At 66.1% G+C, this 13753-nt stretch carries 11 protein-coding genes; 7 read left to right on the forward strand and 4 right to left on the reverse strand.

Annotated features, from left to right (window positions below):
- The first annotated feature begins 61 nt into the window (after positions 1–61).
- Positions 62–844 carry an enoyl-CoA hydratase/isomerase family protein gene (locus DAT37_RS21790; protein ID WP_109526684.1) on the forward strand — a complete coding sequence of 261 codons (783 nt, stop codon included), beginning with the start codon at positions 62–64 and terminating at the stop codon, positions 842–844.
- Positions 845–885: 41 nt separating this feature from the next.
- Positions 886–2073, forward strand: coding sequence for an acyl-CoA dehydrogenase family protein (locus DAT37_RS21795; protein WP_109526685.1), 1188 nt, complete (start codon positions 886–888; stop codon positions 2071–2073).
- A gap of 90 nt (positions 2074–2163) precedes the next feature.
- On the opposite strand, the gene DAT37_RS21800 is transcribed toward DAT37_RS21795, so the two are convergent.
- A complete protein-coding gene (locus DAT37_RS21800) occupies positions 2164–3198 on the reverse strand; it encodes a TIGR03617 family F420-dependent LLM class oxidoreductase (RefSeq protein ID WP_109526686.1) in 1035 nt (344 codons plus the stop codon).
- A gap of 114 nt (positions 3199–3312) precedes the next feature.
- A complete protein-coding gene (locus DAT37_RS21805; protein WP_109526687.1) occupies positions 3313–4383 on the reverse strand; it encodes an acyl-CoA dehydrogenase family protein in 1071 nt (356 codons plus the stop codon).
- Between the two features lie 164 nt (positions 4384–4547).
- On the opposite strand from DAT37_RS21805, the gene DAT37_RS21810 reads away from it, so the two are divergent.
- From DAT37_RS21810 to DAT37_RS21830, 5 genes are all read left to right on the forward strand, one after another.
- Complete coding sequence (locus tag DAT37_RS21810) at positions 4548–6098, forward strand: class I adenylate-forming enzyme family protein (protein ID WP_109526688.1); 1551 nt, start codon at positions 4548–4550, stop codon at positions 6096–6098.
- A 7-nt stretch (positions 6099–6105) separates the two neighbouring features.
- Entirely contained in the window at positions 6106–7254 is a 1149-nt protein-coding gene (locus DAT37_RS21815; RefSeq protein ID WP_109526689.1) for an acyl-CoA dehydrogenase family protein, read from the forward strand.
- A gap of 13 nt (positions 7255–7267) precedes the next feature.
- A complete protein-coding gene (locus DAT37_RS21820) occupies positions 7268–8416 on the forward strand; it encodes a thiolase family protein (protein WP_109526690.1) in 1149 nt (382 codons plus the stop codon).
- On the forward strand, positions 8413–9210 hold the full coding sequence (locus DAT37_RS21825; RefSeq protein WP_109526691.1) for a crotonase/enoyl-CoA hydratase family protein: 798 nt from the start codon (positions 8413–8415) through the stop codon (positions 9208–9210). The genes DAT37_RS21820 and DAT37_RS21825 overlap by 4 nt, the downstream gene beginning before the upstream one ends.
- Before the next feature lie 315 nt (positions 9211–9525).
- Complete coding sequence (locus DAT37_RS21830) at positions 9526–10164, forward strand: hotdog domain-containing protein (protein WP_232839919.1); 639 nt, start codon at positions 9526–9528, stop codon at positions 10162–10164.
- An 83-nt stretch (positions 10165–10247) separates the two neighbouring features.
- Here DAT37_RS21830 and DAT37_RS21835 read toward each other — a convergent pair whose 3' ends face one another.
- Positions 10248–10973 carry an ABC transporter ATP-binding protein gene (locus tag DAT37_RS21835; protein WP_109526692.1) on the reverse strand — a complete coding sequence of 242 codons (726 nt, stop codon included), beginning with the start codon at positions 10971–10973 and terminating at the stop codon, positions 10248–10250.
- Complete coding sequence (locus DAT37_RS21840; protein ID WP_109526693.1) at positions 10970–13738, reverse strand: branched-chain amino acid ABC transporter permease/ATP-binding protein; 2769 nt, start codon at positions 13736–13738, stop codon at positions 10970–10972. The genes DAT37_RS21835 and DAT37_RS21840 overlap by 4 nt, the downstream gene beginning before the upstream one ends.
- Between the last annotated feature and the right edge of the window lie 15 nt (positions 13739–13753).

Below are 13753 nucleotides of genomic sequence, written 5' to 3' on the forward strand. Positions count from 1 at the left end.
ATGATTGACCTAGTTATATAGGTATAGTTCGGAAATGTCACAGGCGACTGTAGGAGGAACGATGGATCTGAACGGTTTGACCACGGTCATCGCGGAGTTGAAGGAGCATGTCCTGACCATCACTCTCAACCGGCCGGATCGGTTGAACTCCTTCACCGACGCGATGCGCGCGGAGTTCAGGGCGCTGTGGCGGTTCGCCGACGACGAGGACGACGTGCACGTGATCGTGCTGCGGGCCAACGGCGATCGCGCGTTCTGCACCGGCGTGGATGTGAAGGAGGGGACCTTCCTTGCGGAGAACCCGTTCAGCAGGCAGGATCCCGGCGTCGATCTGTCGCCCAAGCAGAACGGCTGCTGGAAGCCGCTGATCTGCGCGGTGCACGGGATGGTCGCGGGTGGCGCTCTGTACTGGCTCAACGAAGCGGACATCATCCTCTCGAGCGACGACGCGCAGTTCTTCGACCCACATGTCTCCTACGGCTTGGTCGCGGCGCTCGAGCCGATCGGACTTGCGCACCGCATTCCGATCGGCGAGGTGCTGCGTATGGTTCTGCTCGGTTTGGACGAACGAATGTCGGCCGAACGCGCGCATCAGATCGGCTTCGTCAGCGAGGTGCTACCACGTGAGCGACTGCGGGACCGCGCGCAGGAACTCGCCGAACGCATCGCCGCGAAGCCCGCGGCCGCGGTGCAGGGCAGCGTCCGGGCGATCTGGGAATCGCGCGATACCGGGCGCTCGCACGCGCTGGCCACCGCGATGGCGTACACGGTGATCGGCAACCCGATCGGCCAGGCGCAGGTCGTCCGGTCGGAGACGCCCACCCGTAAGTACGAGGTCCGCTGACCGTCGGGTCGCCGCGGGCATCCGCAGAAGGAGTAGCTGAGATGGACTACGGAATGAGCCCCGAACTCGAGCGGTTCCGGCTGGAGGTACGGGAATTCGTCGAGGCCAACGCGCCGAAGATCACGCCGAAAGCCGGGGTGCGTACCGCCGAGGACCGGGCAGAGCATGCGTTGATCACCGAGTGGATCGGAAGGCTCTACGCCGCCGGATACCTGGGCGGTGACTGGCCGGAGCAGTACGGCGGTCGCGGCAGTGCCCACTCGACCGAGCGTGATGTGGTGGTCGGGGAAGAGATCGCCAGGGCCAGAGCGCCGCACTTCGCGGGCGCGGGTGGTCTGGTCTCCTACGCTCTGATCGACTTCGGCACCGAAGAACAACGTCGGCGCTACCTGCCGGGCATCCGCTCGGGCGAGGACACCTGGTGCCAGCTGTTCAGCGAGCCCAGCTCCGGCAGTGACCTGGCGTCGTTGCGGACCAAGGCGGTGCGCACCGAGGACGGCGGATTCCGGGTCAGCGGCCAGAAAGTGTGGACCACCAACGGACAATGGGCCGAGTACGGCTATCTGCTGGCGCGCACCGATTCGGACGCGCCCAAGCACAAGGGCATCAGCGCCTTCATCATCGATATGACCCTGCCCGGTATCGACGTGCGCCCGCTGCGTGAGATGACCGGTACATCGGACTTCAACGAGGTATTCCTCGACGGTGTCGAACTGCCCGCGGACGCCTTGATCGGCGAGCTCGGCGCCGGGTGGGGGATCGCCAATTCGAGTCTCGGGCACGAACGCACCGGCGTCGCCACCAGTGTGGTGCTGTTGCGCCAGAACGTGGACGCGCTCATCGACCTGGCGAAGCGGGTCGACCGGGGTGGCCGCCCGGCCATCGAGGACGGCGCGGTCCAGGAGACGCTCGGCAGGCTCAGCGCGGCGGTCGAGGCGCTGTCCGCACTGGTCTACGCCAACATCAGCAGATGGTCGCGCGGCACCGAGCGAGTGCAGGACGCGCCCATGGCCAAGCTGATGTTCAGTGAACTCGGCGTGGAGATCTCGCGATTCGCGCTGGAACTGAGCGGTGAGGCGGGCGTCCTGGTCGAAGGTGACCCCGCCGCTGTCGACCACGGGCGGTGGCAGGACGAATTCCTCTATGCACGTGCGTACACGATCGCGGGCGGCAGTTCGGAGATCATGCGCAACATCATCGCCGAGCGTGGGCTGGGTATGCCGCGCTGACGTCGCCGGACCGTCCTACTCTTGGTTCTCCCCGGCGCCGCACCGCGATGCCGGGGAGAGTTCGTTGCGCAAGCCCGGGTTCGCGGCAGCTCAGGTCGCCGCCGACTGCCGCAGCGCGTGGGCGAGCGCGATCTGTAGGCTCGGTGTCCGGACGCCGATGTTGTTGATCTCGTAGCGTGTGACCACGTCGCCGACCCTGGCGCGCAAGGCCGCCGCGGCGTCGTCGGGTGAGCCGGTCACGGCGAACAGGGCGAGCACGTCGTCATCGATGAGTGCTCCCATCTCCGACCACTTGTCTTCCCGATCGCTCTTGGACAATCGCGTCAGTTCCTCGCCGAGTTCGCCGATTCCGTGCAGGTCGAGCACCACCCGGTACGCCGGGGTCGAGCCGTAGAAGGCGATCTGCTGTCGTACCGCCGCCATTGCCGCGTTCATCTCCTCTTCGGTGTGGCCGGTGGCGACGAACGCCGAACTGACGATCTCCGGGGCATGCGTGGGGGCGGCGTCGCTGTCGCGCCCTTTCGCGAGCGCGGGCAGTGTCACCTCGCGCAGGTATCGGTCCGTCGAAAACGGGTGCAGCAGTAGGCCGTCCGCGACTCGGCCCGCGGTCTCGGTCATCTTCGCGCCGACCCCCGCCAGCAGCACTTTCGGCGCGGGGAAGTCGCTCGATGGCGTGAACATCGGTGTCATCAGCGTGTGGGTGTAGAAGTCACCCCGGAAGTCGAGCACGTCGCCGGTGGCCCACGAGTGCCAGATCGCGCGCATCGCGGAAACGAACTCTGCCATTCTGGGGGCAGGTGAACTCCAGGTCATCGAGAATCGTCGCTCGATGTGCGGCTTGATCTGGCTGCCGAGCCCGAGGGTGAGTCGGCCGCCGCTGTAGTCCTGCAGGGCCCGGCCCTGGACGGCCAGGGTCATCGGCGACCGGGCGAACGCGACCACGATGTTGGTCAGCAAATCGACTCTTTCGGTCACGCCGGCCGCGATGGTCAGGTGCAACAGGGGATCCGAGACGACCTCGCTGTACGCGACGCCGTCGAAACCGCTCGACTCCGCCTCGCGGGCCATGGCCGCGACGTCGGCGAGCGCTCCGGTCGGGGAGGACAGGGGCAGATCGACTTTCATGGCACTCCGGTTCGAAATCAGGAAACGAGGCATCCGCGGTATACGCGGATGCCTCGTCTGTGGTGTGGTGCTGGGATGGGGCTCGAAAAATCTCCGGTGGGAACGGCTCTCGGCTCAGGCGTCAGCGAGCCTGCGACGGTGCCAGCTGACCGAGCCGTTCAGCAATTCGTCCACCTTGATCCGGCGCGTCAGCAGGTGCAGATCGTGTTCCCAAGTGAATCCGATACCGCCGTGAACCTGAAGCGCCAGTGAGGCGACCGTGCTGCTCGCCTCACCCGCGTACGCCGCGGCCGCCGACACCGCGGTGGCGCGCCGAGCGGAATCGGCGCCGTCGAGTGCGACGGCGGCGGCCCAGAGTGTCGCACGCGCGGCTTCGGTCTGCAGTGCCATGTCGGCGCAGTGGTGTTTGACGGCCTGGAACGCGCCGATCGGCTGGCCGAACTGGGTGCGCTGGCCCGCGTATTCGACCGTCTGTTCCACGAGACGCTCGGCCGCACCCAGTGCGTCCATCTTCCGATAGAAGGCCAGTGCATCCTCGAGGTAGGCCACGGTGCCGGTCGGCACGGCCACCCAGTCCTCTGCGGGCACCGAGAGGTCGAGGTCGAGGACAGACCAGGACCTCGTGAGGTCCAGTGTCTCCAGCGTTCGTATGCCCACGCCCGCACCGATGCCCGGTACGTGGGCGAGAACTTCGGTTCCGTTCGAAGTAGTCGCCGCGACAAGGAATCCGGTGGCGTCCAGCAGCGCGGTGGCGGGACGGGTCGCACCGCTGATCGACAGTTGCGCGCCCTTGATCTCGGCGACCAGAGCCGCGCTGTCAGCCGGGGCGAGCACGAGCGGAATCGAAGCCGCGCCGTTCGCGTTCGCCTCGGCGAGTGCGGTCAGCGGGTGATCGAGTTCGTCGAGTTGCGCGGTGGCGAGGGCCAACTCGGCCAGCGGCACGGCGCTGGCGGCCCTGCCGTGTTCTTCGACCAGCACGGCGAGGTCGACATGGGTTCCGCCCATTTCGTCGGTCAGCAGGCCGATCAGTCCCGACTCGACGACGTGTTCGACGGCGGCATCGGGAACTCGGGCCGGGCCTGCGTCGATGGTCGGCCGGAGCACGGCGATGGGGTCGTGCTTGGTCAGCCAGGCGCGTTCGCTGGCGGCAAGATCTTCCTGCTCGGCGCTCAATGCGAAATCCACTATGTCACTCCCTTGAATGTTGACCTAGTTAACCATGTCAGCTATCTTCTGAATAGAGCATACGACAGCCGGGATTCCGGATTGCGTGATCATGGCGATCGATACGGCCGGGGCCGGCGTGTCCCGGCTCGGTGGCCCGCTACCGCAAGAGTGGGAGGTTACGAATGACGAGTATCAGAGAAGCGTTGGCGAGGCTGTGGGAGGCCGACGACGACGCTGCCATGATTCAGCAGGGCGATTCCTGGTTCACCTGGGGTGAGGTCCGGACACTCGCGGAAACCCTGGACACCGAACTCGCCGGGGCCGGGTGCGGAGAGGGCAGTAGAATCGGGGTGGTTCTCGACAACCGGATGGAGTCGATCGCCGCACTGATCGCGATACTCGGTCAGGGCCGGACTGTCATCACCCTCAACCCCATGCAGCCGGTGGCTCGGCTGACCGCCGACATGACGGGCGCGCGTCCCAGCGCGGTCCTCGCATCTTCGGCGATGTGGAACGAGCCGTTGTTCCGGTCGGCGGCGGTGGTCGGCGGCATGATCGGATTCGCGGTCGATGGTTCGCAGGTCGTCGCGACAACCGAGGAAACCCCCGCCATGAATGCCCGGTCGGAGCCGGACAGTGTGACCACCGACGCGGTCGGTGTGGAGATGTTCACCTCCGGCACCACCGGCCCGCCCAAGCGGATCCCACTGACCTGGCGTCAGTTGGAAGCGGCGCTCGCCGCCGTGCACGGACACACCGGAGCGGCAGGCCCCGATGATCGGAAGCTGCTCAGCGGGCGTGTGGCGCTGGTGACTCTCCCGATCGTGCATATCGGCGGGCTGTGGGGGGTACTGCAGAACCTCGCCGAAGCCAGGCCGTTCGTTCTGCTTCCACGCTTCACCGTCGGGGGCTGGTGTGCCGCGGTCAAGGAACATCGACCGAAGGTCGCGGGGTTACCGCCCGCCGGTATCCGGGCGGTGCTCAGCGCCGACATCCCAGCCGAGGATCTGTCCAGCTTGCGTGCGATCACCGCTGGGACGACATTCGTCAACCCGGATCTCGCCGACGAGTTCACCGCCAAGTACGGCATCCCTGTGCTGATCATGTACGGAGCCACCGAGTTCTCGGGAGCCATCGCTGGATGGACGAAGCCCATGCACGCGCAGTGGTGGACCAAGAAACGCGGCAGCGTGGGCCGGGAAATGCCAGGAGTCAGTCTCCGGGCGGTCGCCGAGGACGGCACGATCCTACCGCTCGGTGAGTCCGGCCGCCTCGAGGTCAGCTCCAGTCAGACCGGCAACGGCAAGCACGAATGGGTACGCACCTCGGATCTCGGCCACCTGGACGAGGACGGATTCGTCTACATCGACGGCCGTGCCGACGACGCGATCATCAGAGGCGGGTTCAAGGTCCATCCCGAAACGGTCGCCGAGGCGCTGCGCGCCCACGACGCGATCCTGGACGCCACGGTGTACGGCCGCGACGACGAACGGCTCGGGAAGGTGCCCGTCGCGGTCGTCGAACTGCGCGACAGCACGGCGAAGGTCGTCGAGGACGAACTCAAGGCATTCTGCCGCAACCAGCTCACCGCCTACGAGATCCCGGTGCGGATCTACACGGTTGCGGAGCTGCCGAGGAGCGTTTCGCTGAAGGTGGACCGCCGCCGACTCCTCGAAATGGTCTCGGAGATAGAGGAATCCGAATCGGTCTCAGCAATCGCATCGGGAAGGTAGAGCAAAGATGCAACGAGAAATCTTCGACACCGAACACGACCAGTACCGCGAAACGGTACGTGAGTTCCTGGCCCGCTACGCGACTCCGCACCAGGAGCAGTGGGAGAAGGACGGCATCATCGACAAGCAACTCTACGTCGACGCCGCGAAGTTCGGCGTGCTCGGGTTCTCAGTTCCCGAGGAGTTCGGCGGGGGCGGCATGTCCGACGACTTCCGCTACAACGCCATCGTCGCCGAGGAAGTGTCCCGGGCGTCGTCGGGTGGCCCCGCTTTCACCCTGCAGAACGATGTGATCGCCCCCTACATGCTCGGGCTCACCAACGCTGAGCAGAAGGCCCGGTGGCTGCCCGCGTTCGCGCGCGGCGAACTGATCGTGGCGGTCGCGATGACCGAACCCGGCGCGGGCAGTGACCTGCAAGGGATTCGGACGTCGGCGCACAAGGACGGCGACCACTGGGTGCTGACGGGTTCGAAGACCTTCATCTCGTCGGGCATCCACGCCGACCTCGTCATCGTGGTCGCGCGCACCGATGCCGAGGCCAAGGCCAGCGGCGCGTTCACCCTGCTGGCCGTCGAGCGCGGTATGGAGGGTTTCACGCGCGGCCGCAACCTCGAGAAGCTCGGCCTGCACTCCCAGGACACCGCGGAGTTGAACTTCGACAATGTGCGGGTTCCCTCGGCGAATGTGATCGGCGAGGTCGGCAAGGGGTTCGTGCACCTGATGCACAACCTGCCGATGGAGCGCCTCTCCATCGCTGTCACCGCTGTGTCCTCGTGTCGAGCACTGCTGGACATGACGCTCGAATACGTCAAGTCCCGCAAGGCATTCGGCACGCCGATCGGATCCTTCCAAGCGAACAAGTTCGAGCTGGCGACACTCGAGACCGAGGTCGATCTCGCGCAGGTCTACGTCGACCGGTGTATCACCGCGTTGAACGCGGGCACCCTCGACGGCACCGACGCCGCGAAAGCCAAATGGTGGACCACCGAATTGCAGCAGCGCCTGATCTACGCCTGCCAACAGATGCACGGCGGCTACGGCTACATGCTGGAGTATCCGATCGCCAAGGCCTACGCCGATGCTCGGATCCAGACGATCTACGGCGGCTCTACCCAGGTCATGAAGGAAATCATCGGGCGCTCGCTCGGACTGTAGAAAGGAAAGCCCCATGGGTGCAGTAATTGTCGAGGCCGTCCGGACCCCGGTCGGAAAACGCGGCGGTGGACTGTCCGGTATCCACCCCGTTGATCTGTCGGCCCTGGTACTCCAGGAACTGGTCGCGCGGGCGGGCATCGCGCCCGAACTGATCGAGGATGTGATCTGGGGCTGTGTCGGGCAGGTCGGCGAGCAGACCCACGACATCGCGCGCAACGCGGTACTGGCCGCAGGTTGGCCGGAGTCGGTGCCCGGTGTCACCGTCGATCGGCAGTGCGGATCATCGCAGCAGTCACTGAATTTCGCGGTCGCCAGTGTGCTGGCCGGTCATTACGAAGCCGTCGTCGCCGGTGGCGTCGAGTCGATGTCACGGGTGCCGATGACCGCGTCGGTGGCTGCGGGTGGCAGCCCGATCAGCCCCAAATTCACCGAACGCTACAACGCCGCGCCCAACCAGGGTGTGGGAGCCGAGATCATGGCCGAGAAGTGGGCACTGACGCGTGCCGAGGTGGACGCGTTCTCCGCCCGCTCGCACGAACGTGCCGCGGCGGCGCAGGACGCGGGCCTGTTCGACGCGCAGATCGTGCCCATCACCCTGCCCGACGGAACCGTGATCTCCAAGGACGAAGGTATTCGTCGCGGCACTACCGTCGAGAAGTTGGCCGGTCTGAAGACGGTTTTCAAGGAGGACGGTGTCATCCACGCAGGCAACGCTTCTCAGATCTCCGATGGCGCCGCGGCACTGCTGATCGTCAGTGACGAGTTCGCGCAGAAACACGGCCTGACGCCCATCGCCCGGGTCCATACCGCTGTCGTGGCGGGTGCTGATCCGGTCATGATGCTCGGTGCCCCGATTCCCGCCACCGAGAAGGCACTGGAACGGTCCGGCTTGTCGGTCGACGATATCGGCGTCTTCGAGGTCAACGAGGCCTTCGCGCCGGTGCCGATGGCCTGGCAGAAGGAAATCGGCGCGCCGGAGGACAAACTGAACCCCAACGGCGGCGCCATCGCCCTGGGGCACCCGCTCGGTGGCTCGGGCGCCCGCATTCTGACCGACATGATCTTCCACATGCGCCGCAACGACATTCGCTACGGGCTGCAGACAATGTGCGAGGGTGGCGGCCAGGCCAACGCGACGATTCTCGAGTTGGTGCGGTCATGACGGCGTCAACCCAGGTCGGCGCGCTGGTCGAGCGCAAGGGCAACGTCCTGCTGATCACCATCAATCGCCCCGAGGCCCGCAACGCGGTCGACGCGTCGGTCAGCGCGGCTGTCGGCGCGGGACTGGTCGAGGCGGAGAACGACCCCGAGATCCGCGTGATCGTGATCACCGGCTCCGGCGACAAGTCCTTCTGCGCCGGCGCGGATCTCAAGGCGATCTCGCGCGGTGAGGGCGTGTTCGCCCCCGGCAACGAGGATTGGGGCTTCGCTGGATTCGTCCGGCACGTTGTCAGCAAACCGACCATCGCGGCCGTCAACGGCACCGCGCTCGGCGGCGGCACCGAACTCGCCCTCGCGGCCGATCTGATCGTCGCGGCGGAGAGCGCCACCTTTGGATTGCCCGAAGTCAAGCGCGGATTGCTCGCGGGCGCAGGCGGAGTTTTCCGACTGCCCGCGCAGATACCCCAGCGCCTTGCCATGGAGATGATCCTCACCGGCGATCCGATCTCGGCGGCTACCGCACGGGAGTACGGGCTGATCAACCAGGTCGTGTCGGAAGGGACCGCGGTCGAGGCCGCGCTCACGCTGGCTGAACGGATCGCGGTCAACGCTCCGCTGTCGGTGCAGGCCAGCAAGCGGATCGCGCTTGGCATCGAGGCGGGCGACCGACCTGATGAGAACCGCAGATGGGGTCATTCGGAGGCCGAGTGGCAAGGGCTGATGAGCAGCGAGGACGCCAAGGAGGGCCCGCTCGCCTTCGCGGAGAAGCGCGCTCCCGTCTGGAAGTCGCGGTAGCCGACGATTCGGTTGCGCTCTTAGTGAAGTCGCAGGTTTCATACGACAGGACCGTCTCAGCCGTGCCGGCGGAGGCGGTCTTCGTCGTGCGCGTCGGTCGCCCATCGGCCGAGCGCAGTATCCTTTCGGTTATCGACCCCGCATCGTCGGCTCGAGTCTTGCGGCGTCCTTCGGACGTTTCCGAACGGGGACGCCGGGGATAGAGCGTCGACAGCCGCGCGTGAGCAGGTCGCGGTATCGATCGAACCGAAGGTGGATGACCATCGAGACCGGTCGGCTCGTCGCCGAACGCTCTCACGCTCGAAGGGACGTTCCATGTCGCACACGGACAGCGGTAATCCGTACGATCTCAGCCCCCTGTCGGGTGAATCCGCCTGGAAAGTGGCGGTCACGGCCGATAGCACGCAGCATTTCGCCGCGATGATCGAATCCCTGCGGAAAATGCAGGATCGGGTGGCCGGATCGAATCCGCCGGTATCGGAGATCATCGAGGTGACCAAACGAATCGATGAGATCGAACGACTGCTGTCGGCCTACCAGGTCCCGTATTCCGAATCGGTTGCCGGTCATCTGGATGTTCCCGGCCGCGGCCAGTCGATGGCACCTGCGTTCGTGGTGGAGGACGGCGACGACGACAACGTGCACGGCCGGGTCAGTTTCAGTCGCTTCTATCTCGGTGGCGGGGGAGCGGTCCACGGCGGAGCCATACCGCTGGTGTTTGACGAGGTACTCGGACGACTGGCGAACGCGGGCGGGCGCACCAGGTCGCGCACCGCGTATCTTCACGTGAACTACCGTGCCATCACACCGCTGGATCGTGAACTCCGCCTCGCCGCCAGGTTCGACCGGGAAGAGGGCCGTAAACGTTACCTGACCGCGGAACTACGCGATGGCGACACCCTGCTCGCGGACGCGGAGGGACTGTTCGTGTCACTGCGGCCCGGACAGCCCTGAGTGCATTCTCCGAGTCGAATCACCGATGCCGGGCCGATTCGTCCAGGACGAATCGGCCCGGCATCAGCGGCGCGCGTGGTCGGTCACACTACGGCTTCGGCCTCGACGCCTCCGAGGTAGGCGCGCTCGATCTTTTCCGGCGCGGCCGCGAGTTCGGCCGCGCCGCCTCGCAGGACATCGCGTCCGTGTGCGAGAACGATCGCGGTGTCGGCGATCTCCAGCGCCAGTCGCACATGTTGTTCGACGAGTACGACCGCGGCGCCCCTGTCGTCGGCGACCCTGCGGATCACCGGTAGCAGTGATTCGACGATCACCGGAGCCAGACCCATGCTCAGTTCATCGATGAGCAGGACCTTCGGATTCTGCATGAGGGCTCGCCCGATCGCGAGCATCTGCTGTTCACCGCCGGAGAGCATGCCTGCGGCGACCTCGAGCCGCTCGCCGAGCCGAGGAAAGTACTCGATGATGTCGGCGACGACCGGCCCCGTTCGGCCGCGGGCGAGCTGGAGATTCTCCTTCACGGTGAGACCGGTGAACAGCGCGCGATCGTCGGGCACCAGCACCAACCCGGCTCGCGACGACGCCCGCGCGCGGCCGGGCTTGACGACGGTGCCCGCGATCGAAATCGTGCCGCCGAGACTGGGCAGCAGTCCGGCCAGGGTCATCAACAGGGTGGTCTTGCCCGCGCCGTTGGGGCCGAGCAATGACAGCACCTCGCCTTCGGCGAGCGCGAGGTCGAAACCGCGCACACACGGGCGTCCCTCCGAGTAGCCCGCGTCGATTCCGGCACATGCCAGAACGGTGGTCATACGGATACCTCCGTGGGTGCGTGGGTGGTGCCGAGATAGGCACGCACCACATCGGGGTTCGATCGGATCTGGTCGGGCGTGCCCGCGGCGATGACGCGGCCGAGGTCGAGAACGACGATCCGGTCGCAGATGTCGAGGACGAGTTCCATGTCGTGATCGACCATGAGAACCGTCACGCCCGCGTCTCGAACGCCTTTCAAACGCTCACCCAGCCAACGACTTTCGGTGCTGTCGAGGCCTGCGGCCGGTTCATCGAGCAGGACGATCCTGGGGCGTCCGGCGAGGGCGCGGGCGACAGAGACCAGTTGGCGTTGCCCCTGGGACAGCTCGCTGACCGAACGATCGGCCACCTCGCCCAGGTGGAGCACACCGAACAGAGCATCGATGTCGGCGTTCGAAGGCGCGGCACCGCCGTCCGGACGGTGCGCCGCAGCCATTACACCGACCTCGACGTTCTCTCGCACGGTCAGATCGTCGTACAACTCGATGCCCTGGAACGTGCGGCCGAGGCCGAGTCTGCTCCGTTTGTGCGGATCGATGCCGTCCACGCGCAGGTCGCCGAGTGTCACCGTGCCCGACGCGGGAGCGAATCCGCTCAGTGCGTCGATGCAGGTGGTCTTGCCCGCGCCGTTCGGGCCGATGAGTCCGATGATCTCGCCGGCTCGGACGTCGAAGTTGACATCGTCCAGTGCCACGACACCGCCGTAGCGAACGCCGATTCCCCGCGCGGCCAGCAGGATCTCGTCGGAGGTCTCTCGAAGCTGCGGGGCACGGACCGGAGTCGGGGCCGGTGTCGTGACAGGCTCGCCGGTCCGGACCGGGCGAAGACGACCGACCACCTCGCGGATTCGTGCCGTGTACCCGTGCAGGTACCCGACCAGGCCCTCCGGATACCGGATGACGGTCAGTACCAGAAGGATTCCGGACAGGATCGCGTAGTAGTCGCCCAAATGCATGAATCTGTCCATGACGATGAACAGGACGCCGCCCCCGCCGATGACACCGGCGAGGATGCCGCCGGAGACACATGTGACTCCGGCGATGTAGACAATGGCGAACAGGCCGATTCCCGCGATAGCCGAGAACGACTCCGCCGTCGCGAGCGTCTGCTGGTAGCCCATCAGGGCGCCACCCAGTCCGGCGATGAACGCACCGATGGCGAAGGCCTTGATCTTGGTTCGCGCGACGTCGATTCCGGACGCGGCGGCAGAACGCTCGTTGGCGCGCACCGCGAGCATGGAAGCACCGAGGCGACTGGTGCGCAGCCTGGCGACGCACAATGCGATCAGGACAAGGGTGATGAGACAGACGATGCCGAACGAGATCCGCGGGTACCCCGCCCCTACCCCGATACCGAGATCGATGCCGAACAGGCGGGGGTTCTCGATGTGGGCCCCGAGCAGTCCGCCGTTGAGATTGCTGTTGCGGAACCAGAAGGCCTCGAGGCAAACCGCCAGCGCCAGGGTGACCACGGTGACGGGCAGTCCGCGAATCCGAAGCGCGGGCAGCCCCACGACCACCCCGATCAGGGTGGCGACGAGCGCGGCGATCACCGGAGCGATGGGAAACGGTATGCCGAGGTCGTTCGTCAGGCGGCTGAGGGTGAACGCGCCGACACCTGCCAGCGTGAGCTGCGCCAGCGAGATCTGACCGGCGAAGCCGGTGACGACCACCTGGGACAGCGCGACGACAGCGAGGATCAGGGTGGTGATCACGGCGGCGCGGTAGCTGCCGGATGTCAGCAGCAGCGCGGCGAGGGCGACGACGACCGAAACCACGGTGGGGATCAGCAGATTACGCGGACGCGGAGCCCGGCCCAGCGTCTGCTGAATGATCGCGCCACGGGACGGCAGCGGTTTTCCGCGCACCACCAGGAAGATCAGGATCATCACCAGCGGGACCAGTTCGGCTGTGCCGGACTGGGGAAACCAGCTCACGGTGCTCTGCAGGTGCGTCATCTCCGACTGCAACATGCCGATGCCGAGACCTGCGCCAACGGTGAGGCCGAGCGCGTTGAAGTTGCCGACCAGCGCCGCCGCGAGTGCGGGCACGATGAACAGTGTGTAGGAGACCGGGATGAGCGGCACGATCGGTGCGATCAGGATTCCGCTCAGCCCGGCCACCACCGTGCTCAGCGCCCAGTTGCCGAAGGCGATCCGTTCGGGCGAGAGCCCGGTGACCAGGGCGCCCTTCTCCGATTCGGCGGCGGCGCGAGTGGCAAGCCCGAATCGGGTCCAGCGAAACGAGAGGGTGAGTACGAGCGCGAGCGCGAGAATGACTCCCGCGAACCACAGTCTGTCCGTGGGGATGCGGGTATCGCCGACCGAAAGCACCCCGGACGGCAGAATCGCTTTCACCGAAACCGGTGTGGTACCTACCCGAACGGCCAGCAGGGCTTGAACGAAGAGCATCACACCGATCGAAGCGACTGCCTTCGCGACCGGAGGCGCGGTGCGCAGCGGGCGGAATACGATCGCGTAGATCAGTATTCCGAGTACTCCCGCGATGGCGAGCGAGATCGCCATCGCGGGTACCAGGCCGAGACGCCCTCCGAGATCGACGGTCTTCGGCATCCCCGGAATCGGGTTGAGCAGTTGCCCCTTACGCAGCAATCCATAGGTGTATGCCACGTACAGGGCGACCGCGCCGGTACTGAAGTTCACGACGCCCGAACTTCGGAACGTCATCACCAGCGCCAGTCCCAGGGCCGCGTACACGGCCCCGTTGCCCAGCCCCAGGGTTAGGAAGACCAGATGGTCAGTCACGGAAAGCTCCTCGGG

The organism is Nocardia aurea (assembly GCF_003123685.1).
Taxonomy (GTDB): Bacteria; Actinomycetota; Actinomycetes; order Mycobacteriales; family Mycobacteriaceae; genus Nocardia; species Nocardia aurea.

Coding starts and splice junctions, on each gene's coding strand:
- DAT37_RS21790 (WP_109526684.1), top strand. CDS start 62: ATGGATCTGAACGGTTTGACCACGGTCATCGCGGAGTTGAAGGAGCAT.
- DAT37_RS21795 (WP_109526685.1), top strand. CDS start 886: ATGGACTACGGAATGAGCCCCGAACTCGAGCGGTTCCGGCTGGAGGTA.
- DAT37_RS21800 (WP_109526686.1), bottom strand. CDS start 3,198: ATGAAAGTCGATCTGCCCCTGTCCTCCCCGACCGGAGCGCTCGCCGAC.
- DAT37_RS21810 (WP_109526688.1), top strand. CDS start 4,548: ATGACGAGTATCAGAGAAGCGTTGGCGAGGCTGTGGGAGGCCGACGAC.
- DAT37_RS21815 (WP_109526689.1), top strand. CDS start 6,106: ATGCAACGAGAAATCTTCGACACCGAACACGACCAGTACCGCGAAACG.
- DAT37_RS21820 (WP_109526690.1), top strand. CDS start 7,268: ATGGGTGCAGTAATTGTCGAGGCCGTCCGGACCCCGGTCGGAAAACGC.
- DAT37_RS21825 (WP_109526691.1), top strand. CDS start 8,413: ATGACGGCGTCAACCCAGGTCGGCGCGCTGGTCGAGCGCAAGGGCAAC.
- DAT37_RS21830 (WP_232839919.1), top strand. CDS start 9,526: ATGTCGCACACGGACAGCGGTAATCCGTACGATCTCAGCCCCCTGTCG.
- DAT37_RS21835 (WP_109526692.1), bottom strand. CDS start 10,973: ATGACCACCGTTCTGGCATGTGCCGGAATCGACGCGGGCTACTCGGAG.